Annotated in this window: 22 protein-coding genes and 1 tRNA gene; 11 read left to right on the top strand and 12 right to left on the bottom strand. The window is 68.4% G+C overall.

The features are described 5' to 3' along the window. Positions 1-143: 143 nt before the first annotated feature. The 4 genes from HCR12_RS02240 to HCR12_RS02225 all read right to left on the bottom strand — a co-directional run bounded on the left by HCR12_RS02240 (position 144) and on the right by HCR12_RS02225 (position 2257). Positions 144-1010 (bottom strand): SDR family oxidoreductase, encoded by an 867-nt coding sequence (locus tag HCR12_RS02240; RefSeq protein WP_166868198.1) that lies wholly within the window; start codon positions 1008-1010, stop codon positions 144-146. A 15-nt stretch (positions 1011-1025) separates the two neighbouring features. Continuing rightward, positions 1026-1541, bottom strand: coding sequence for a MarR family winged helix-turn-helix transcriptional regulator (locus HCR12_RS02235; protein ID WP_166868200.1), 516 nt, complete (start codon positions 1539-1541; stop codon positions 1026-1028). Positions 1542-1607: 66 nt separating this feature from the next. Beyond that, complete coding sequence (locus HCR12_RS02230) at positions 1608-1943, bottom strand: TfoX/Sxy family protein (protein ID WP_166868203.1); 336 nt, start codon at positions 1941-1943, stop codon at positions 1608-1610. A 2-nt stretch (positions 1944-1945) separates the two neighbouring features. Then, the gene (locus HCR12_RS02225; protein WP_166868205.1) at positions 1946-2257 is read right to left on the bottom strand and encodes a thiamine-binding protein; all 312 of its coding nucleotides are present in this window, start codon (positions 2255-2257) and stop codon (positions 1946-1948) included. Positions 2258-2419: 162 nt separating this feature from the next. Here HCR12_RS02225 and HCR12_RS13745 point away from each other — a divergent pair, with 162 nt between their 5' ends. Beyond that, positions 2420-2611, top strand: coding sequence for a DUF898 family protein (locus HCR12_RS13745; RefSeq protein ID WP_255429669.1), 192 nt, complete (start codon positions 2420-2422; stop codon positions 2609-2611). Positions 2612-2703: 92 nt separating this feature from the next. Here the strand turns inward: HCR12_RS13745 and HCR12_RS02215 are convergent, their stop codons facing one another. Continuing rightward, positions 2704-3450, bottom strand: coding sequence for a phosphoglyceromutase (locus HCR12_RS02215; protein ID WP_166868207.1), 747 nt, complete (start codon positions 3448-3450; stop codon positions 2704-2706). Positions 3451-3488: 38 nt separating this feature from the next. Between HCR12_RS02215 and HCR12_RS02210 the strand changes: the two genes are divergently transcribed. Beyond that, the gene (locus HCR12_RS02210; protein ID WP_166868209.1) at positions 3489-4289 is read left to right on the top strand and encodes a class I SAM-dependent methyltransferase; all 801 of its coding nucleotides are present in this window, start codon (positions 3489-3491) and stop codon (positions 4287-4289) included. Between the two features lie 116 nt (positions 4290-4405). On the opposite strand, the gene HCR12_RS02205 is transcribed toward HCR12_RS02210, so the two are convergent. From HCR12_RS02205 to HCR12_RS02190, 4 genes are all read right to left on the bottom strand, one after another. Continuing rightward, positions 4406-5476, bottom strand: a complete 1071-nt coding sequence (locus tag HCR12_RS02205; protein ID WP_224763588.1) for an FUSC family protein — start codon at positions 5474-5476, stop codon at positions 4406-4408. A gap of 54 nt (positions 5477-5530) precedes the next feature. Further along, on the bottom strand, positions 5531-6613 hold the full coding sequence (gene ygfZ, locus HCR12_RS02200; RefSeq protein ID WP_166868212.1) for a CAF17-like 4Fe-4S cluster assembly/insertion protein YgfZ: 1083 nt from the start codon (positions 6611-6613) through the stop codon (positions 5531-5533). After that, entirely contained in the window at positions 6610-7248 is a 639-nt protein-coding gene (locus tag HCR12_RS02195; RefSeq protein WP_166868214.1) for a nitrobindin family protein, read from the bottom strand. The genes ygfZ and HCR12_RS02195 overlap by 4 nt, the downstream gene beginning before the upstream one ends. 137 nt (positions 7249-7385) lie before the next feature. Further along, the gene (locus HCR12_RS02190) at positions 7386-7661 is read right to left on the bottom strand and encodes a hypothetical protein (RefSeq protein WP_166868216.1); all 276 of its coding nucleotides are present in this window, start codon (positions 7659-7661) and stop codon (positions 7386-7388) included. Between the two features lie 71 nt (positions 7662-7732). Between HCR12_RS02190 and HCR12_RS02185 the strand changes: the two genes are divergently transcribed. From HCR12_RS02185 to pstB, 7 genes are all read left to right on the top strand, one after another. Further along, positions 7733-8410 carry a winged helix-turn-helix transcriptional regulator gene (locus HCR12_RS02185; RefSeq protein ID WP_166868219.1) on the top strand — a complete coding sequence of 226 codons (678 nt, stop codon included), beginning with the start codon at positions 7733-7735 and terminating at the stop codon, positions 8408-8410. Between the two features lie 27 nt (positions 8411-8437). Further along, positions 8438-10606: an RNA degradosome polyphosphate kinase gene (locus tag HCR12_RS02180; RefSeq protein ID WP_166868221.1), complete on the top strand. Its 2169-nt coding sequence runs from the start codon at positions 8438-8440 to the stop codon at positions 10604-10606. After that, complete coding sequence (locus HCR12_RS02175; RefSeq protein ID WP_166868224.1) at positions 10603-11544, top strand: NUDIX hydrolase; 942 nt, start codon at positions 10603-10605, stop codon at positions 11542-11544. Before HCR12_RS02180 ends, HCR12_RS02175 begins: the two co-directional genes overlap by 4 nt. Positions 11545-11720: 176 nt before the next feature. Then, on the top strand, positions 11721-12812 hold the full coding sequence (locus HCR12_RS02170; RefSeq protein ID WP_370589325.1) for a phosphate ABC transporter substrate-binding protein PstS: 1092 nt from the start codon (positions 11721-11723) through the stop codon (positions 12810-12812). A 109-nt stretch (positions 12813-12921) separates the two neighbouring features. Continuing rightward, the gene (gene pstC, locus HCR12_RS02165; RefSeq protein ID WP_166868226.1) at positions 12922-13875 is read left to right on the top strand and encodes a phosphate ABC transporter permease subunit PstC; all 954 of its coding nucleotides are present in this window, start codon (positions 12922-12924) and stop codon (positions 13873-13875) included. After that, the gene (pstA, locus tag HCR12_RS02160; RefSeq protein WP_166868228.1) at positions 13875-14960 is read left to right on the top strand and encodes a phosphate ABC transporter permease PstA; all 1086 of its coding nucleotides are present in this window, start codon (positions 13875-13877) and stop codon (positions 14958-14960) included. The genes pstC and pstA overlap by 1 nt, the downstream gene beginning before the upstream one ends. Before the next feature lie 10 nt (positions 14961-14970). Further along, complete coding sequence (gene pstB, locus HCR12_RS02155) at positions 14971-15750, top strand: phosphate ABC transporter ATP-binding protein PstB (RefSeq protein ID WP_166868229.1); 780 nt, start codon at positions 14971-14973, stop codon at positions 15748-15750. 387 nt (positions 15751-16137) lie between these two features. Here the strand turns inward: pstB and HCR12_RS02150 are convergent, their stop codons facing one another. Next, positions 16138-16767, bottom strand: a complete 630-nt coding sequence (locus HCR12_RS02150; RefSeq protein ID WP_166868231.1) for a DNA-directed RNA polymerase subunit beta — start codon at positions 16765-16767, stop codon at positions 16138-16140. Between the two features lie 55 nt (positions 16768-16822). Between HCR12_RS02150 and HCR12_RS02145 the strand changes: the two genes are divergently transcribed. After that, a tRNA-Lys gene (locus HCR12_RS02145) sits at positions 16823-16898 on the top strand. Here HCR12_RS02145 and HCR12_RS13780 read toward each other — a convergent pair. Beyond that, positions 16857-18113: a recombinase family protein gene (locus HCR12_RS13780; protein WP_224763732.1), complete on the bottom strand. Its 1257-nt coding sequence runs from the start codon at positions 18111-18113 to the stop codon at positions 16857-16859. The two genes, HCR12_RS02145 and HCR12_RS13780, sit on opposite strands and share 42 nt — an antisense overlap. Before the next feature lie 104 nt (positions 18114-18217). Next, positions 18218-18589: a hypothetical protein gene (locus HCR12_RS02135; protein WP_166868233.1), complete on the bottom strand. Its 372-nt coding sequence runs from the start codon at positions 18587-18589 to the stop codon at positions 18218-18220. A 578-nt stretch (positions 18590-19167) separates the two neighbouring features. On the opposite strand from HCR12_RS02135, the gene HCR12_RS02130 reads away from it, so the two are divergent. Further along, positions 19168-19647 (top strand): hypothetical protein, encoded by a 480-nt coding sequence (locus tag HCR12_RS02130; protein WP_166868236.1) that lies wholly within the window; start codon positions 19168-19170, stop codon positions 19645-19647. Positions 19648-19650 lie beyond the last annotated feature (3 nt).

The raw sequence follows: 19650 nt of genomic DNA, 5'->3' as shown, positions 1-19650 counted from the left end.
TAACCAAGCGCTTGTTTAGGACGTGATCAGTAAAGCCGCGCTCAGCCCTCACGTCAACGCGCCCCGCCGCCCGACGGCAGTGGGACACCCGCAGCACGGGTGTCCCACTGCGATCGCTGGCGCACTGCCGCGCCAGCGTCGCCTCAGACGATCGGCTTGACGCCCTTGCGCGCCGCGTACTCGCGAGCGAGGCGGATGTAGCGACGCAGACCCGTGAACGGCACCTGCGTGGGCCAATCGTCGGCGCGGAAGTAGGCGTCCGTGCCGCCGTCGACGAACAGCACCGTGCCGACCATGAAGCCGGATGCAGGCCCCAGCAGGAACATGACAGCCTCGGCGACCTCCTCGGCCTGCCCGTGGCGGCCCACCGGCACCGGGAACGCCTCGATGGCGCCGCGCTGGTGCGGGTCGGCGAGCTGCGCCTCGACCATGGGGGTGAGGATCGCGCCAGGAGCGACCACGTTCACGCGGATGCCCGCCTCGGCCCACTCGGGCGTGACCGCGTTGCGACGAACCCAGCGCGAGACGGCGATCTTCGAACCGGCGTAGACCATCGCCGAGGCGCTGTCTTTGAACTTGCGGGTCGCGGCGATCGCCGCCTCCGCGTCGCCCTCGAGGAACGCGCGCACCGTCTTGGCGGGCACCATCGGGGTCGAGGTGGTGGCGTTCGAACCGAACACGACGACGCGCGCGTCGCCGGCCTTCGCGAAGGCGTCGTGCCATCCGGTGAGCAGATCGATCACGCCGAAGTAGTTCACCTGGGCGATGAGCTTCTCGCGGCCCGGGTGCGGTCCGAGACCGGCCGCGAGTACGGCGCCGTCGAGCACGCCGCCGGTCTTCTCGAGCACGGCGGCGACGGCGGACTGGCGGCCCTCGGCCGTCGACAGGTCGGCGATGACGTCGGCATCCTTGAGGTCGATGCCGATCACGGTGTGGCCGGCCGCGCGCAGGCGCTCAGCGGAGGCCTTGCCCATTCCGGAGGCGGAGCCGGTGACAGCGAATGTGGTCATGGTGCGGGTGTCCTTTCAGGGGCGGGTGGGTCGTGCTGCGCGGGCGTCGTCCTCGACGGCGTCGGCGTAGCGGTGCAGGAGTCGGGTGAAGGTGCTGCGCTCGTCGTCGCTCCATCCGGCGAGCAGGCGCTGAGACAGGCGGTCCCCCTCCTCGTGCAGCATGGTCGCCGCGGCGACCCCCTGCTCGGTGAGGGCGATGAGGGTGGCGCGCGCGTCATCCGGATCGGGTGTGCGCGTGACGAGGCCCGCGTTCGCGAGCGCCTCGAGAAGGCGGCTCGTCCCGGCGGCGGAGATACCGAGGGCTGCGGCGAGCGCGGTCGGGCGCATCGGCCCCCGCCAGACGAGCTGGAAGATCGTGGCGACGGCGTGCGGTTCGTCGGGGATGCCAGAGGGCCGGCCGAACTGCGCGTGGTAGTCGACCGACATCCAGATCTGCGTCACGCGGACGAGCGACTGCGTCACGTCGTTGGCGTAGTGCGGGATGCGCGGAGCGGCCTGCGCCGGTTCCGTGCGATCGAGCTTGCGAGCCATCCGTCACCTACTTTCGAAATGGAAGTATATCTGCCGAGACGGGCGCCCACGCTCAGGGGGAGCGGGTCACGCCTGCGCGGCGCGGTGCGTCACCGCGAGATCGACCCAGAACTCGAGGTCGGCATCCTCAGAGATGTCGTCATGGGAGACCTCGATCCATCCGACGCCCATCGTGCGGTCGGCACCTATCGTGGCCTGCGCCGCCCCAGGACGCGACAGCAGCTCCGCGTGTCGCTCAGGCGGCACCCGCACCAGCAGCCCACCCGACTGCTTTGCGCTCACGACCATGCGGTCATCCAGCATGAACGCCCGCCCGCCGAACATCGGCACCTCGCGCACCGCGCCCACGCCGTCCAGCAGATCGCGGAGCCTCGCGACCAGGATCTGCTGCACGCCGCTCATGGTCAGCTCCCGCGGCCATCCTCGATTGCACGCTCGAGGCGCTCGATCTTGCCGTCGATCTCCCCCGTGCGACCCGGACGGATGTCGGCCTTCAGCACGAGCGAGACGCGCGACCCATAGGCGGCGACCGCCTCCGTCGCGCGCTTCACGACGTCGAACACCTCGTCCCACTCGCCCTCGATCTCCGTGAACATCGATGTCGTGCGGTTCGGCAGCCCCGACTCGCGCACCACCTTCACGGCAGCCGCGACGGCATCGTGGATCGAACCATCGACATTGCTGCTGGTGGGGGCGACGGAGAAAGCGACGAGCATGGAGAGCCTCCTGGGGGTTCCGACCCAGTCTGCCCCTCTAGGGGGACGAGCGCGAGTGGCGCTGCCATCACCACCCTCACCCTGGGTATCTGCTACCCGTTCGCGCTCGTCCTCACCGAACGCTGGAAGGCTAAGCACACGTTCATCGACGGGCAGCAGCTCGTGTTCACCGGCTCGGCGACCGGCCTCTTCGGACATTGGATCAAGTGGTTCCTGCTGTCGATCATCACGCTCGGCATCTACCTGTTCTGGGTTGCGCCCGCGCTGCAGCGCTGGAAGACCGTCAACATCGATTTCGCTCAGCCGACCGCACCCGTGGTCCCGCTCGGAAGCCTCACGGCGGCATCCGCCTGATCCACCCGTTCAGCTAGGGCGATGTCGCCCTCTGAACAACAGCGAAGGGCGTCGACCGCAGTCGACGCCCTTCCTGAAACCAGAGGTGCTGGTTACTTCTTGCCCTGCGCGGCGACCGCGGCGGCGCCGGCGGCGGCGGCCTCCGGGTCGAGGTAGCGGCCGGGGCCCGTGGGGCGGAAGTCGTCGTCGAGCTCGTACACGAGCGGGATGCCCGTGGGGATGTTGAGCTCGGCGATCGCGTCATCCGAGATGCCTTCGAGGTGCTTCACGAGCGCGCGCAGCGAGTTGCCGTGGGCCGTGACGAGCACCGTCTTGCCCGCCGCGAGGTCCTTCGTGATGTCGGACTCCCAGTAGGGCAGCATCCGCTCGATGACGAGCTTGAGGCTCTCGGTGCGCGGCAGCTCGGCATCCGGGATGTCGGCGTAGCGCTCGTCGCCCACCTGGCTGTACTCGGCGTCATCCGCGAGCGGGGGTGGCGGGGTGTCGAAGCTGCGGCGCCAGGTCTGGAACAGCTCGGGGCCGTACTTCTCAAGCGTCTCGGCCTTATCGAGGCCCTGAAGGGCGCCGTAGTGGCGCTCGTTGAGGCGCCAGGAGCGCTTCACCGGGATCCACAGACGATCGGCGACCTCGAGGGCGAGGTTCGCGGTCTGGATGGCGCGGGTGAGGAGGCTCGTGTAGAGGACCTCGGGCTTGAGGCCCGACTCGGAGAGCATCTCGCCGGCGCGCTTCGCCTCGATGACGCCCTGCTCGGAGAGTCGCACGTCGACCCATCCGGTGAAGAGGTTCTTCTGGTTCCATTCGGAGTTGCCGTGGCGCAACAGGATGAGGGTGGAGGACATGCGCTCCAGCCTACCGACGCGCGGGTAGCGTGAGGAGGATGAGCAGAGCGAGCAAGCCGGAGGGCCGCATCACGCGCGGCACGACGGGCGCGAATCGCCTGCGCCGCGTGGATCGCTGGATCGCCGCCCTGCCCGCGTTCCGCACCGCCGCCGATCCGCTCGTCGTCGACCTCGGCTACGGCGCATCCGCCACGACGTCGAACGAGCTGCATGAGCGTCTGTCGGCGGTGCGCCCGGATGTCGAGGTGATCGGCATCGAGATCGACCCCGAGCGGGTGCGCATCGCGTCGCTCGCCGCACGCCCGGGTGTGAGCTTCCGCCTGGGCGGCTTCGAGGTGCCGACGGGCGAGCGTCGACCTGCCATCATCCGTGCCCTCAACGTGCTGCGGCAGTATGACGAGTCGGAGGTGCCGGATGCGTGGGCGCGGATGCTGGCGCGCCTCGCGCCCGGAGGCGCGCTCGTCGAGGGCACCTGCAGCGAACTGGGGCGGGTGGGCAGCTGGGTGACGCTCGACGCATCCGGGCCCCAGTGGTTCACGATCGGCCTGCGGCTCGCGGAGCTCGAGGCGCCGTCGATCGTCGCGGAGCGCCTGCCGAAGGCGCTCATCCATCGCAATGTGCCGGGCGAGCGCATCCACGACCTCCTCGTGGATCTCGACCGGGCGTGGGCGACGCACGCGGCCCTCGGCGTCTACGGACCGGTGCAGCGCTGGCAGGCGACGGTCGCGACGGTGCGCGACGCGGGCTGGCCTGTGCTCTCGACGCCACCCCTCGGCGGACGCGGGCGCTTCCGCCTCGGGGAGCTGACGCTCCCGTGGTCCGCCGTCGCCCCGCGCTGACCGCATCCGCAAGCCCTCCGCCACCTACCCCGCGAGGTGTCAGTTTGTGCCGCCCGCGCCCGGCGCGAGGCGGCACAAACTGACACCTCGGGGTCTGGTGCGGCAGGGCCCGCGCGTCAGTCGAGCTTCGGGAGGAGGGCGCGCGCGGCGTCGGGGTCGAGGCCCGCGCCGTCGAGCAGGTCGACCATGAGCGGGCGCAGCATCAGCACGACGGCCGCATCGGTGACGGGCGCACCCGGCACCACGACCTCCGGGTCGAGGCGCTCCGCGAGGCCCGCGAGCTCGAGGCGGGCGACATCGGCGCGCGTCGGCTCGTCGATCGACTCCCCCAGCAGCCGCACCGCGTGCGTGATCGCGAGCAGCAGCTCCGCGAGCTCGGGGCGCGGGCGCCCGTCGCGCACGAGGAAGTCGATGCGCCGGGAGAGCGTGCGGATGTGCCGCACCGCGAGATCGGCGACCCGCAGCACGCGCGTGAGGCGCTTCAGCTCTCCCAGGTGCCGGCGCACCCACGGCGAGATGCGCGCGATCGAGACGGCCGTGTCGAGGGACGCGGTCCAGGCGTCGATGAGCGGCTGCGTGCGGCGCAGGCGCGTGAGGGCGAGCTCGGCGGCACCCGGATCCGCGTGACGCAGCGCATCGTCGATCGAGGCGAGCGACTCGCGCAGCACCGAGAAGAGGGCGCGCGCATCTCGGGCTGCGGCACGGCGCGGATCCCGCGGAACGAGTGCGGTGACGGCGAGCGCCACGACCCCGCCGATCAGGGCGTCGAGGGAGCGCGAGAACGGACCGACCGTCGCATCCGGGAGCATGACCACGATCGCCGAGGGCACGGCGGCCGCGATCGAGAATGCGGGGTTCTGCGCCATGAGCCGACCGACGAGCAGCACCGTGGCCAGCACGATGAGCAGCTGCCAGAGCCCGCGGCCCACGAGCATCGAGATCGCATCGCCCAGCACCACGCCGAGCACGATGCCGAGCACCGTCTCGGCCACACGCACCGGCCGCGCGTCACGCGCGAACCCGAGCGAGTTGATCGTCACCGTGACGGCGAGGAGCGGCACCGCATGCCCGAGGCCCCAGTGCGTGATCGAGTAGGCGACGCCCACCGCCACGAGGATCTGCACGATCGCGGGCAGCGACTCCCCCACGCGTCGCAGTGAGGCGCGGATGTCGGCCTGTCGGCGCACCCGCTTCTCGAGTCGCCGGAGCTCGCTCCCGAAGGAGTCCCCGCGGGCGCGCACCTAGCGCCGGACCGAGCCGAGGCGCGGGATGCGCGGCACGTCGGCGGTGGCGCCGGCGCTCGGCGGCACGATGACCTCCTGGGCGGCCGGGACGAGCACGCCGTCGGCGTCGACGGTGAGCTCGGATGCGGGGTCGGCGCTGCGCTTCACCACGGCGAGCGCGATGGGTCCGAGTTCGTGATGGTGCGCGGATGCGGTGACACGGCCGACGACGGCGCCGTCGGCATCCGGGCGCCCGAGTCGCACCTCGGCGCCAGGCTCGGGGAGCACCGCGTCGGAGCCGTCGAGGTGGAGCATCACGAGGCGGCGCGGCGGGTGGCCCAGGTTGTGCACCTTGGCGACGGTCTCCTGCCCGCGGTAGCAGCCCTTCGCGAGGTGCACGGCGGAGCGCAGCCAGTCGAGTTCGTGCGGGATGGTGGTGGCGTCGAGCTCGGAGGAAGCGCGCGGCCGCCACGCGGCGATGCGGAGGGCGTCGAGTGCGTAGGTGCCGGCTGCGGGGAGGTCGGCGAGCTCGCTGAGACGCGCGCGCTCGACGAGCGCCTCACGGTAGGTCCACTCGGCGTAGTCGTGCGCACCGGAGGCGTACTGGTGACCTCCCGGCTGCACGGCGGCCCACGGGTCGCACCACACGAGCGGCACGTCGTTCGACACCGCGGTCGCGGCGGGGGCGTCGCCGAAGGTGCCGATCGTCGCGTAGTCGGCGCTGCGATCCGCGACCTCGACGCGCAGCATGAACCGCATCCGCTCGAGGAACGCCGCGAATCCGGCACCCGTTCCCTCATCCATGAGAAGCCAGGCGGTCTCGCCGTCGTCGACGATGCGGGCGGCGTACTGCACACGCCCCGAGGGGTCGAGCAGAAGCGTCTCGGCGGAGTCGCCGGGGGCGAGGCGCGCGACCGACTGGCTGGTGAGCGAGTCGATCCAGGTGAGGCGGTCGGGGCCGGCGACGGTGACCACGTCGCGGTGCGAGAGGTCGACGATGCGCGCGCCGGATGCGAGTCCCCGCTGTTCGCCGATCGGGTCGCCGTAGTGCTGCGGCGGGTCGCCGACGGCGCCGTCACGGCCGGCGAACGGGGAGGTCATTCCGCCCTCGCGAGTCGCCCCGAGGCGTGTGTGCGCAGGCTCTGCCCGAGGGCGGCGATGTCCCACGCCCACAGCAGATGGTTGTCGACGAGCCCGTAGAGGCGCGTCGCGGAGCTGTACTCCTTGGCGGTCGCGGAGCGCAGCACGGCGTCGCTCGCGAGGTCGATGCGGGGGCCCTTGATCTGGCCGAGGTAGAGCTCGCTCACACCCCCCGGCTGCACGAGCAGCACCTCGATCTCGAAGGCGCCGTCGGCATTGCGGAGAGTCTCGACCTCATCCGCCGTCTGGAAGGCGGGAGCAGCGGTGGCCGGAAGCATGCCGGGACCGTTGTCGCCGTCGCCGAGCGGGCGAGAGAGCCGCCAGAATCCGATCTCGGAGAAGAGCGGCTGAGGGGATGCGGGACCATCGGCGGCCGCGTCGGCATCCGGTTCACCCGATTCGGGCAGCAGCCACGCGTCGTTGCGATAGGTGAGGTGCGGGGTGCCGTCGTGGCTGAAGGACACGCGCTGGCCGAACTCGCGCTCGACGATGTCGTCGCCCACCTTGTAGGCGAGCACACCGCTGCCCTCCCAGACCCCGATCAGCCAGGAGAGCGGAACAAGTTCCGCCGGCAGATCGACGTCGAGCTCGAACACGAGCTCAGCGCTGGCCGCGGAAGAGGTTGTACAGCACGACCCCGGAGACGCCCGCAATAGCGAGCGTCGCGAGACCGAGGAGGCCGATGAAGAAGAGCTCGAGCGCCAGCATCATGGTGTGATTCTACCCACGCCGCTCAGTTCGCACCGGACACGGAGGATGCCCACAGCGAGAGCACGAGGGTCGCCGCCGCGAGGATCACGAGCGCGCCCCCGAGACTTGCGGCGATGCGCTCCACGAACCCCTCCTTCCGACTCACGCCGAGCTGGATCGCGAAGGTCAGCAGGATGGCACCGGCCATGACGACGGGAAGCCACGCGAGAGGTGCGGACGACGCGAACACTCCGACCGCGATCGCGCCGACGGCGGCCGCGACCCAGACCGGGATGACACTGCGCAACGAGATGGGCACCCGCCCATGCTACGGGCGTTCTACACTGTCGCGTAGGCGTCAGATGCACTGCACGCTCGGAAGGAACCCGTGTGGCGCAGCTCCTGGTGTTGAGCTCAGCGGCAGACACGGACGCCCTCCCGGCCCTGGGACTCCTCAGCCACCGCGTGCGCACGATCCCTGCCGATCCGTCGTCGCTCGTCGACGCGCCCCGCGTGGATGCGATCGTCGTGGATGCGCGTCAGGATCTGGCGCACGCACGCGCGCTCTGCAAGATCCTGCACTCGAGCGGCAACAGCGTTCCGGTGATCCTCGCGATCACCGAGGGCGGCCTGACGGCCGTGTCGGCGGATTGGGGCATCGACGAGGTCATCCTCACGACCGCGGGGCCTGCGGAGGTCGACGCGCGCATCCGTCTCGTGATCGATCGCGTCGCGAAGGACGGTTCGACGAGCAAAATCCAGGCCTCCGGCGTCGTGATCGACGAGGCGAGCTATTCGGCGAAGGTGCACGGCCGCCCGCTCGACCTCACGTTCAAGGAGTTCGAGCTGCTGCGCTTCCTCGCGAGCAACCCCTCGCGTGTGTTCACGCGCGAGCAGCTGCTGAGTGAGGTCTGGGGCTACGACTACTTCGGCGGCACCCGGACCGTGGATGTGCACGTGCGGCGCCTGCGGGCGAAGCTCGGCGACCTCGAGTCGCTCATCGGCACGGTGCGCAATGTCGGCTACCGCTTCAATGTGTACGACGAGGACAGCGCGGACGCCTCCTAGTCCGGCCTGACCTGGCAAGATAGGCCGATGGAGACGAACAGCCCTCTCGGCGACGCCACCCTGGCCGCCGATCTGCTCGACGATTACGACGCCGACCCTGCGCCGTACGACGACGGCACACTTCCCGCTGATCGATTCCTCGACCGCGAGCTCAGCTGGCTCGCGTTCAACCAGCGTGTGCTCGAACTCGCCGAAGACGAGACGCTGCCGCTGCTCGAGCGCGCCAACTTCCTCGCGATCTTCGCATCCAACCTCGACGAGTTCTTCATGGTGCGCGTCGCGGGTCTCAAGCGCCGCATCGACACCGGTCTCGCCGTGCCCACGAACGTCGGCCGCGCCCCGCTCGACGTACTCGGCGACATCTCCCGGCGCGCCCACGAACTGCAGGAGCGCCACGCGCGCACCTTCCGTGACGTCGTGAAGCCGGAGCTCGCTGAGGCCGGCATCCTCGTCGAAGGCTGGAACGACCTCGACGAGCACGACCGCGACGTCATGCACGAGATCTTCCAGAACCAGATCTTCCCCGTGCTCATGCCGCTCGCGGTCGACCCGGCACACCCCTTCCCCTACATCTCCGGTCTCTCGCTCAACCTCTCCATCCGGGTGCGCAACCCGAAGACCGACAAGGTGGAGTTCGCGCGCCTCAAGGTGCCCACGAACCTCCCGCGCTTCGTGCAGCTGCCCAACGAGAAGGGCCAGCTGCGCTACATCGCGCTCGAAGACCTCATCTCCAACCACCTCGGCGAGCTCTTCCCCGGGATGGAGGTGCTCGAGCACCACGAGTTCCGTGTGACCCGCAACGAAGACGTCGTCATCGAAGAGGACGAGACCGAGAACCTGCTGCAGGCGCTCGAGAAGGAGCTGCTGCGCCGCCGCTTCGGCTCCCCCATCCGCCTCGAGATCACCGACGACATGGACGAGGTGACCCTCGAGCTGCTCATGCAGGAGCTGCGGATCACCGACCGCGAGGTGTACCGCCTCCCCGCGCCGCTCGACCTCGGCGGCCTCTTCGAGATCACCAGGCTCGACCGCCCCGACCTCAAGTTCCCGCGTCGCGTGCCCACGACCTCCGTGGCGCTGCAGCCGAACGACCCCACCGACAAGCCCGACATCTTCGCCTCCATCAGCAGGGGCGATGTGCTGCTGCACCACCCGTACGAGTCGTTCGCGACGAGCGTGCAGGCGTTCCTCGAGCAGGCGGCGGCCGACCCCCACGTGCTCGCCATCAAGCAGACGCTCTACCGCACCTCCGGCGACAGCCCCATCGTCGAGGCGCTCATCGACGCCGCGGAGGCGGGCAAGGCCGTGCTCGCGCTCGTCGAGATCAAGGCGCGATTCGACGAGGAGGCCAACATCTCGTGGGCGCGCAAGCTCGAGAAGGCGGGCGTGCACGTGGTCTACGGACTCGTGGGCCTGAAGACCCACTGCAAGCTCGCGCTCGTCGTGCGCCAGGAGGGCGGCACGCTCACCCACTACAGCCACATCGGCACCGGCAACTACAACCCCAAGACGAGCCGCATCTACGAAGACCTCGGCCTCCTCACCGCCGACCCGGTCGTCGGCAAGGACCTCACGCGCCTGTTCAACGAGCTCTCCGGCTACGCGATCGAGAAGAAGTTCAAGCGACTTCTCGTCGCGCCGCGCCACCTGCGCAAGGGACTGCTCAAGCACATCGAGACCGAGACCGACAACGCGCTCGCCGGCCGGCCCGCGGGCATCCGCATCAAGGTCAACTCGATGGTCGACGAGGCCATCATCGACGCGCTCTACCGCGCCAGCCAGGCGGGCGTTCCGGTGGAGGTCTGGGTGCGCGGCATCTGCTCCCTGCGCCCCGGCGTCGAGGGTCTCAGCGAGAACATCACGGTACGCAGCATCCTGGGCCGCTACCTCGAGCACTCGCGCATCTTCACGTTCCACAACGACGGCGACACGATCGTGTACATCGGCAGCGCCGACATGATGCACCGCAACCTCGACCGCCGCGTCGAAGCGCTTGTGCGGCTCACCAAGCCCGAGCACATCGCTGAGACTCAGGGGCTCTTCGATCTGGCGTTCGATCCGGGCACCTCCGCCTGGGATCTCGACTCCGAGGGAAGCTGGATCCGCCACCACCTCGACGACCGAGGCCGGCCGCTGCTCGACCTGCAGGACGAATGCTGGCGCCGGGTCTCGACGCGGCGCCGGGCCGTCCGATGAGCCAGGATCCCCAGCTCGCCGCTGGCGCTCTCTGCTGGCGGGTGTCGAAGAAGGGCAAGCTCAAGGTGCTCGTCGTGCACCGCACGCAGCACAAGGACGTCTCGCTGCCGAAGGGCAAGCTCGATCCGGGCGAGACGCTCCCCGAGACGGCGGTGCGCGAGATCGCCGAGGAGACCGGCCTCATCATCGCGCTGGGCGTGCCCCTCGGCGTGATCGAGTACGTGCTGCCGAGCGGACGCGACAAGGCCGTGTACTACTGGGCAGGCGAAGTCACCGATCAGGCGCGCGCCAACTCCACGTTCGTCGCGAACGACGAGATCGCCGAGCTGCGCTGGGTGACCGTTGAGAAGGCGCGCAAGGTGCTCACCTACGCGCACGACCTCGACATCGTCGAGCGCTTCGCCGAACTGCACGAACTGGGCCGCGCGCGCACCTTCGCGATCATCGCGCTGCGCCACGGCAAGGCGCTCGCGCGCGACCAGTGGGACGGACCCGACGCCACGCGTCCGCTGCTCCCGAAGGGCGAGATGCAGTCGGTGAGCGTCGCACCCGCTGTCGCCGCCTACCGACCGAAGCGCCTCATCAGCTCGACCGCTGTGCGCTGCGTCGCGACCATCGCCCCGACCGCGCGCGTGACGGGACTCGATGTCACCCAGCGCGAGGTCATCAGCCAGGATGCGTACCGCGCGGGCGGCGCCGAGGTGCACGCGTTCGTCGGAGAGGTGCTCGCCGCGCGCGAGACCACGGTGCTGTGCAGCCACGGACCGGTGCTGCCGCAGATCATCGCCTCCATCGCCGAGCACGCGGGCTACCACGGCAACGGCGAACTGCACCGCGCGGCCGCGCTCTCGACGGGCGAGTACGCGGTGCTGCACATCCCGCTCGACGACCCCGCATCCGGGATCGTCGCGATCGAGGTGCACGGCCCCGCTGCCTGACCTTGAGGTGTCAGTTCGTGCCGCTCGCGGCGCAGCCGAGGCGGCACGAACTGACACCTCACCGGCCGTTCACCTTCCGTTCACCAACACCCTGCACTGTGGACACCATCACTTCGTAGCGTCGGCATCGAGGCCGCCAAGAGCCTCAACCTGACCGAATTCCCGAAGGGAACACAGTGAAGAACATGCGTATGGGTGGCGCCGCCGCCATCGCACTCGTGGGCGCGCTCGCGCTCAGCTCGTGCACCGCCGCCAACGAGGTGGGCGCGGGCGCGGGCGCCGAATCGGGCCTCACGGGCACGCTCGTCGGTTCGGGCGCATCCAGCCAGGGCAGCGCCCAGGAGGCCTGGATCGCCGCCTTCCAGAGCGCCCACCCCGACGTGACCGTCGAGTACGACCCCGCCGGATCCGGCAGCGGCCGCGACACGTTCCTCGCCGGTGGTGCCGCCTTCGCCGGCTCCGACCGCGCCTTCACGGTGGACGAGATCGAGAAGGGCACGTTCGGCTCCTGCGTGGCCGGGTCGGGCATCGTCGAGATCCCCGCCTACATCTCGCCCATCGCCGTCATCTTCAACCTCGACGGCATCGAGTCGCTCGACCTCGACGCCGCGACCCTCGCGCGTATCTTCCTGGGCGAGATCACGGTCTGGAACGACCCGGCGATCGCGTCGCAGAACCCGGATGTCGCCCTCCCCGCCACCCCCATCGCCGCCGTGCACCGCGCCGACGACTCGGGCACCACGGAGAACTTCACCGAGTACCTCGGAGCCGCGGCCCCCGACGTGTGGACGTACGCCCCTGACGGTGTGTGGCCGCTGCAGGGCGGCGAGGCCGCCTCGCAGACCTCCGGCATGATCGACACCGTCTCCGGCGGCATCGGCACGATCGGCTACGCGGATGCCTCGCGCGCCGGCGGACTCGGAACCGTCGCCGTCAAGGTGGGCGACGAGTACGTGCCCTACTCGACCACGGCGGCTGCCGCTGTCGTCGACGCCTCGCCCCTCGAGGAGGGCCGTGGTGAGAGCGACCTCGCGATCGCGCTCGACCGTGGCACCGACGCGTCCGGGGTGTACCCGATCGTGCTCGTGAGCTACCTCATCGGCTGCACCGAGTACCAGGATGCCGCCCTGGGCGAGCTCGCGAAGGCGTACTTCTCGTACGTCATCAGCAGCGAAGGCCAGGCGGTCGCGGCCGAGTCGGCCGGGTCCGCTCCCATCTCCGGTCAGCTCTACCAGAAGGCCTCCGCGGCTGTGAAGGCCATGCGCTGAGCGACTGACACACATCCCGGCACCGGGTCTTCGGACCCGGTGCCGGGATTCGGCACGACAGCCCCACCCACCGAACCATCCACCGAGACGAGAGACGAGACAGGCGCCCATGACGTCCACCGCCAGCGCATCGCGGACATCCGTCCGCGCCTATCAGCGCCCGGGCGATCGCATCTTCTCCGGGACGACGCTCGCCGCCGGCTCCCTCATCCTCGCGACGCTCGCCGCCGTCACCGGGTTCCTGCTGCTGCAGGGCGCGCCCGGAATCGCCGTGGACCCCGCGGATGCGTCGATCCTGCGGGGGCGGAACATCTGGGAGTACGCGTGGCCGCTCATCTTCGGCACGCTGTGGGCTGCGACCCTCGCGCTCGTGATGGCTGTGCCGCTGTCGATCGGCATCGCGCTGTTCATCTCGCACTATGCCCCGCGCCGTCTCGCATCGCTCCTCGGATACGTGATCGACCTGCTCGCCGCGGTGCCGTCGGTCGTCTTCGGCCTGTGGGGCGGCAGTGTGCTCGCCGGCAGCGTGCAGCCGATCTACACCTGGCTGTGGGAGAACCTCAGCTGGATCCCCCTGTTCGCGGGCCCGCCCTCGGGAACCGGCCGCACCATCCTCACCGCCTCGATCGTGCTCGCCGTCATGGTGATCCCGATCATCACCGCGATCTGCCGCGAGGTCTTCCTGCAGACGCCTGTGCTGCACGAGGAGGCTGCGCTCGCGCTCGGCGCGACGCGCTGGGAGATGATCACGATGGCCGTGCTGCCGTTCGCCCGCGGCGGCATCGTGTCCGCGGCGATGCTCGGCCTCGGCCGCGCCCTCGGCGAGACGATGGCCGTCGCGATGGTGCTCTCGGCATCCGGAGTGATCAGCCTCAACCTCATCAGCTCCACCAACCCGTCGACGATCGCCGCCAACATCGCGCTCAGCTTCCCTGAGGCGTACGGGGTCAACGTCAACGTGCTCATCGCGACCGGCCTCATGCTGTTCGCGATCACGCTCGTCGTCAACACGTTCGCCCGGTTCATCGTGAACCGCCGCAAGGACTTCTCGGGAGCCAACTGATGAGCACGACGACGAGCCCTCGCCGCGTGGTGAACGCGTACGCATCGGGGCGCCTGCGCCGCGGCACCCCGTGGAGCATCCTCTCGGCCAGCCTCGGGGTGAGCGCCGGATTCTTCCTCTTCCTGTGGCTGAGCGAAGACGCCGTCGGCGACTACAACATCGTGGGTGCGGTGTTCGCGGGCGTCCTGCTGTACACGGTCGCGATCTACATCGCCTCGCGCCTCGTCGAGGGCGCGCGGCGCGCGATGGACCGCCTCGTGACGGCGCTCGTGTCGCTCGCGTTCACGATCGCACTGCTTCCGCTCATCTCGCTGCTGTTCACCGTCATCACGCGCGGGTCGAACCGCTTCGACCTGCAGTTCTTCACCTGGTCGATGCGCAACGTCGTCGGCGAAGGCGGCGGCGGGCTCCACGCGATCCAGGGAACGCTCCTCATCACGGGAGCCGCGACCCTCATCTCGGTGCCCATCGGACTCCTCACCGCGATCTACCTGGTCGAGTACGGACGCGGACCGCTCGCGCGCGCGATCACATTCTTCGTGGATGTGATGACCGGCATCCCCTCGATCGTCGCGGGACTGTTCGCCTACGCGCTGTTCGCGATGATCCTCGGACCGGGAACCCGCATGGGCATCGTGGGTGCGATCGCCCTGTCGGTGCTCATGATCCCGGTGGTGGTGCGCTCGAGCGAGGAGATGCTGCGGCTCGTGCCCAACGAGCTGCGCGAAGCGTCGCTCGCGCTCGGTGTGCCCAAGTGGCTCACGGTCGTGAAGGTCGTGCTGCCCACCTCGATCGCCGGCATCACGACGGGCATCATGCTCGCGATCTCGCGCGTCATCGGCGAGACGGCCCCGCTGCTCGTCACCGCCGGATTCACCGCCAACATGAACGCCGACCTGTTCGACGGCCGCATGCAGTCGCTGCCGGTGTTCGTCTACAACTCGTATGTGAGCCAGGGCACCGACCCCACCTCATCCCTCGACCGCGCCTGGGCGGGCGCGCTCACCCTGATCCTCATCGTCATGCTGCTCAACCTGGTCGCTCGACTCGTCGCGAAGATCTTCGCGCCGAAGACCGGCCGCTGAAGGGAACCCGATGTCCAAGCGCATCGAAGTCAACGATCTCGACGTCTACTACGGCAGCTTCCTCGCCGTGGAGGGCATCAACCTCACGATCGAACCCCGCACGGTGACCGCGTTCATCGGTCCGTCCGGATGCGGCAAGTCCACGTTCCTGCGCACCCTCAACCGCATGCACGAGGTGATCCCCGGTGCGCGCGTCGACGGTGAGGTGCTCATCGACGGCAACAACCTGTACGGCCCGGGTGTCGACCCGGTGCTCGTGCGCCGCCAGGTGGGGATGGTGTTCCAGCGTCCGAACCCCTTCCCCACGATGTCGATCCGCGAGAACGTGCTCGCGGGCGTGCGCCTCAACAACCGGCGCATGGCGAAGTCGGATGCGGATGCGCTCGTCGAGCAGTCGCTGCGCGGCGCCAACCTGTGGAACGAGGTGAAGGACCGCCTCGACAAGCCCGGTTCGAGCCTCTCCGGCGGCCAGCAGCAGCGTCTCTGCATCGCCCGCACGATCGCCGTGAGCCCCGAGATCATCCTCATGGACGAGCCGTGCTCGGCCCTCGACCCCATCTCGACCCTCGCGATCGAGGATCTCATCGAGGAGCTCAAGCAGGAGTACACGATCGTCATCGTGACCCACAACATGCAGCAGGCTTCGCGTGTCTCGGACAAGACCGCGTTCTTCAACATCGAGGGCACCGGCAAGCCCGGCAAGCTCATCGAATACGACGACACGACGAAGATCTTCTCGATGCCGTCGGTGAAGGCCACCGAAGACTACGTCTCCGGCAAGTTCGGGTGATCCCACGCACTGAGCCTCTTGCCGTTGTGCAGGATCCCGGATCTGTTGTGCAGGATCCCGGATGTGTTGTGCAGGATCCCGCCCAGCTCCGGGCCGGTCCTGCAACCTTCAGGGGTTGACCCGCGCCCGGATGCGGCTGAGGCTCCTGCACAACCGCACGGGGTTCCTGCACAACGGGTGGGCTGGCAGGGGGCAGCCGGCGGGCAGAGAGAAACCGAGCCGCAGAAACGCCTCTCGGCGGAAGGCCGCTCGAAGCGGCGAAAATTGGAGCCCGGGGTTACTGCGGCCCGGCCGAACAAGCTTACGTGACGCACGACCGCCTCGTAGCGCACCCAGGCGCTTGCCAGGGCCCCCTGCGGGGAGGCTCAGTGGTGCGGCGAGCGCGGCTCAGTCGAGGGCGTCATCGCGCGAGAGACGCGCGGATGCGGCGAGCTCGTCACCCATCGTGGCGAGGCGCGCGGCGCGTGTGGTGAGCAGCGCGGAGCGGGTGTCGGATGCCGCATCCTGATCGTCGGCGATGCTCGCCGCCCCCGCCGATTCGACGCGGCAGAACGCGGCTGCCCGCTCCAGAGCGTGTGCGAAGTTGCCATGGAACACGCCCCGCAGAATGCGGTCGGCGAGCTCCACGACCTCCGCTGGCCCTGCCGGGGTGGGTGCGCCCGCGATGACAGGGTCGATCGTGGTGAGCACCTCGGTGCCTCGGCGGTACAGCAGTGCGGCCAGCTCCGGGTCGTTGAGGATCATCGCGCGCAGCAGGTAGATGCGCCACAGCGAGCCGGGGAGCGTGAGCGGGCCGGCAACAGCCCACAGCTCCGCGACGGTGTCGATGCCGTGCTCGTCGGTGAAGTGCACGACGCGCTTCACGACATCCGGGTCGTCGCTCTCACGCACCCGCCGCACGAGCGCCTGCGCGGTGTCGTGCGCGATGCGCAAGGTGACCGCCGGGTCGCGCGACCCCGCGAACGCCTCGAACTCGCGCCCGCCGAACAGCACGGGTTTGCGGAAGTCGTCGGCCATCCCCCCATTGTCCCCCGCATCCGGCTCGCGCCGCTGGCGCTACCCTGGAAAGGTAGGGCCTGTAGCTCAGTTGGCAGAGCATCGGACTTTTAATCCGCGGGTCGAGGGTTCGAGCCCCTCCGGGCCCACCACATCCGGCAGCAAGCCGAACAAAGGACCTTGAGATAGAGGTTGCTAGGTGTTCGGTCCAGAGCGTCGGAGTCATCTCCGACGCTCTTTGCGTTGGCAATTTGCCATTCGGCCTCGGCCGCCTGGATGAGCACGATCGGCTCGTGAAACTCGGTGCGAGCGACGATCTCGTGCCCGTCGTCCTCGATCCAGATATTCGAGAAGAACGCCTCGAGGACCTTCCGCTGGATCTGGTCGGTGGCGGTCACGTAGAAGCTATAGCGACGAGCGAGCAGGTCGAGGTATGCCAAGACTGTGTCCGCCTGCCGACGAGCCTGCTCCTCACTGCGTGAGGGCTTGTCGAGTAGATTGCGGCGCTGTACGGCGATTTCTCGGAGGCGGTCCTTCACCGCGGCGGTGGCGAGTGCGCCATCGGCGGCGACGTCAATGAGGTTCGCTTCATGTGTTTCTAGCTTTTGGAGTTGGGATGTCATGCGGCCTCGGGAGGCGCGCTCGGCTCGCTGCTCCAGCTCAACCGCCTCGTGAACGTGGCGGCGCATCTCGCTGATGAAGCCAGGCTCCAGGGTCAGCACCTTCACCGTGGCGGCAACCGCGTGCTCGATACTCCGAACCGAAAGATGCTGAAGATCGCAGGCTCCGTCCTGCCTCCCCCGGCAGATGTAGTAGCCGTACACCTGATCGGCACGGTTCTTTGCCTCGATGTAGATCATCCGGTGATGGCGGCCGGACTGATGACACCGGTCGCAGCACATCAGGCCTCGAAGGAAGTGGCGGTGCACGCGGTCGCGCGTAACAGGTCGGCTGCGTTCTGCGTAGATCTCCTGCACGCGTTCGAAGGTCTCCGCGGAGATCAGCGCTTCGTGGCGCCCGTCGAAAACCTCGCCCTTGTACGTCACCATGCCGAGGTAGTACGGATCCCTGAGTATCAGGCTCAGCTGGTTGAGGGATACCTGTCCCGACTTCCACTTTGCGGTAGCACGGGTCGTGAAGCCCTGGTCCGAGAGAGCGTCGCGCAGCTGAGCAACGCTGTACTCCCCCGTCGCGTACGCTTCGAACGCCCAACGTGGCCCAGCTTCACAACCGCGCTGGCAGAAGAAGGCGTCGAGCTCCGCGCCAAGAACCTCTATGCATATCGGAGTGCTGTGCTGGAAGCGGACATCGCCGATCTCCCCAATACGCTGCGAGTCGCGGTCGAAGCGATCAGTGAGTTCACGCATCGCTAGGGCTGCCTCACCGCCGCACGTGCTTGGCCTCTCCTCGCTCGAGATCCAGACTCGGGCGCACTGTGTCGCGACCCACCGACGCGCGATCGTCAGGGCGCTTAGTAGATCGCGGCGCCCAGGAGGTTCACGGTCCCCATGATCACCAGCGCCACAACCGTGCCGACGGCCGCCAGTCCCATCGGGCCCCAAGCGCCCGAGTACTGATCCGGATCAGACCGAGCGCGCAGCGCTAGATAGGGAAAGGCCGTCAAGAGGGCGAACGCGGGAGACGGCGCCGATCCGCCGAGCGTTCGTGCAATGCGGCTGTCCACAATCGCGAAGAGGAAGCCGAGTCCGGCCATTGCGATCGTCGGGATCCAACCTCCGCTGCCGACACTGGGGCCAAAGCTCCCCGTAGCGAAGATCACGCCGAGTATCCAGGCCCATGCGAGGAGCCATAGCCACCGGCGGGTCATTCGTACGCCACTCATGCAGTGAATCCTTTCGGTCGAGGTGGGATCTCGGTCCCGCATTTAGTTGAGGAAAGATCTTGCGGGCGTTGGTGATTTTTACTAGCGTCCGGATTGCGGGTTGCACATAAGGGGGAAAGAAATGAAGGTTCTGAAGAAGGCTGCGGTCGCCGTCATGTTGGGAACGATTGTCGCAGTCGGGGGAGCGACGGCCGCGCATGCGGGTACGGCTCAGCTGTGGGACGTCACGTGCTGAACTGGAGAACGGGCCAGTCGTGGTCTGCTGCCAGCATTCCCCGCACTTACGCGTCGACGTATTCATCCTCGCCATGCATTGGCGCCTACGCACGCGTGGCGTATTCGGTCGGAGGCAGCACCTGGTCCGGTACGGCCACCGGCACCTTCGTGCAGACGTACGTGAATGCCCTGTACAACGGCGGACATCACAAGGGAAGCGCCAACGGAAGCATTTGGACTTCGCAGGTCGACTAGTGGCGGGCTCGCGTGGGATCGCTGTTGCCGCCGCTTGCCTCTCGTTGTTGGTCCTTTCGGGGTGTGCGCCCGAGCCTCAGCCGAGCATTGGCACAACTATCGAGCAGGTGCTTGAGCTTGCCAAGGGAGACGGGTTCGACGAGTCCGTGACGGTGCTGGACGACCTCCAAGTCAGTCGTGCGGAACTTGAGTCGAGCGCCGAGGGACTCTTCGAGTGTTTCACCTCGGAGGGCCTCACCTACACGGACTATGGATTCAATCCGCTGGATGGTTGGCGTCGCATGTACGTGTGGGATGGAACGGGCCTAAGCGCGGAGGAGGCAAACGCGGCTTTCGAGAGCTGTCAGTACCGTTTCCTCTGGTACGTAGAGATGGGCTACGAGCTAACTCATGACGATGTGGTCGTAACCGAGGTGATGAACGACATTCTGGCGTGCCTCGACAATGCCGGAGTCGAGTTCGATAGGAGCGCCAAGAACCTTCGCGAGTTGCTGCCCAAGGGCCAGGAGGATCCCAACTTCGAGCGCGTTACTGGCTGCGCAAACGCAGCGACAAGCGCGTACCCAATGGGGACTATCGTTCTCTAGGCG

It is taken from the genome of Salinibacterium sp. ZJ70, from assembly GCF_011751865.2.
In the GTDB taxonomy this organism is placed as follows: domain Bacteria; phylum Actinomycetota; class Actinomycetes; order Actinomycetales; family Microbacteriaceae; genus Homoserinibacter.
Note: the sequence above shows the minus strand (reverse complement) of the source record. Positions and strands in the feature narration are given on the sequence as shown.

What these genes read in the sequence shown, in the direction of transcription:
- HCR12_RS02230 (WP_166868203.1), bottom strand. Translation starts at nt 1,943, where the DNA reads ATGAGCGGCGTGCAGCAGATCCTGGTCGCGAGGCTCCGCGATCTGCTG.
- pstB (WP_166868229.1), top strand. Translation starts at nt 14,971, where the DNA reads ATGTCCAAGCGCATCGAAGTCAACGATCTCGACGTCTACTACGGCAGC.
- HCR12_RS02240 (WP_166868198.1), bottom strand. Translation starts at nt 1,010, where the DNA reads ATGACCACATTCGCTGTCACCGGCTCCGCCTCCGGAATGGGCAAGGCC.
- HCR12_RS02175 (WP_166868224.1), top strand. Translation starts at nt 10,603, where the DNA reads ATGAGCCAGGATCCCCAGCTCGCCGCTGGCGCTCTCTGCTGGCGGGTG.
- HCR12_RS13780 (WP_224763732.1), bottom strand. Translation starts at nt 18,113, where the DNA reads ATGCGTGAACTCACTGATCGCTTCGACCGCGACTCGCAGCGTATTGGG.
- HCR12_RS02150 (WP_166868231.1), bottom strand. Translation starts at nt 16,767, where the DNA reads ATGGCCGACGACTTCCGCAAACCCGTGCTGTTCGGCGGGCGCGAGTTC.
- HCR12_RS02135 (WP_166868233.1), bottom strand. Translation starts at nt 18,589, where the DNA reads ATGAGTGGCGTACGAATGACCCGCCGGTGGCTATGGCTCCTCGCATGG.
- ygfZ (WP_166868212.1), bottom strand. Translation starts at nt 6,613, where the DNA reads ATGACCTCCCCGTTCGCCGGCCGTGACGGCGCCGTCGGCGACCCGCCG.
- HCR12_RS02210 (WP_166868209.1), top strand. Translation starts at nt 3,489, where the DNA reads ATGAGCAGAGCGAGCAAGCCGGAGGGCCGCATCACGCGCGGCACGACG.
- pstC (WP_166868226.1), top strand. Translation starts at nt 12,922, where the DNA reads ATGACGTCCACCGCCAGCGCATCGCGGACATCCGTCCGCGCCTATCAG.
- HCR12_RS02180 (WP_166868221.1), top strand. Translation starts at nt 8,438, where the DNA reads ATGGAGACGAACAGCCCTCTCGGCGACGCCACCCTGGCCGCCGATCTG.
- HCR12_RS02225 (WP_166868205.1), bottom strand. Translation starts at nt 2,257, where the DNA reads ATGCTCGTCGCTTTCTCCGTCGCCCCCACCAGCAGCAATGTCGATGGT.
- HCR12_RS02235 (WP_166868200.1), bottom strand. Translation starts at nt 1,541, where the DNA reads ATGGCTCGCAAGCTCGATCGCACGGAACCGGCGCAGGCCGCTCCGCGC.
- HCR12_RS02215 (WP_166868207.1), bottom strand. Translation starts at nt 3,450, where the DNA reads ATGTCCTCCACCCTCATCCTGTTGCGCCACGGCAACTCCGAATGGAAC.
- pstA (WP_166868228.1), top strand. Translation starts at nt 13,875, where the DNA reads ATGAGCACGACGACGAGCCCTCGCCGCGTGGTGAACGCGTACGCATCG.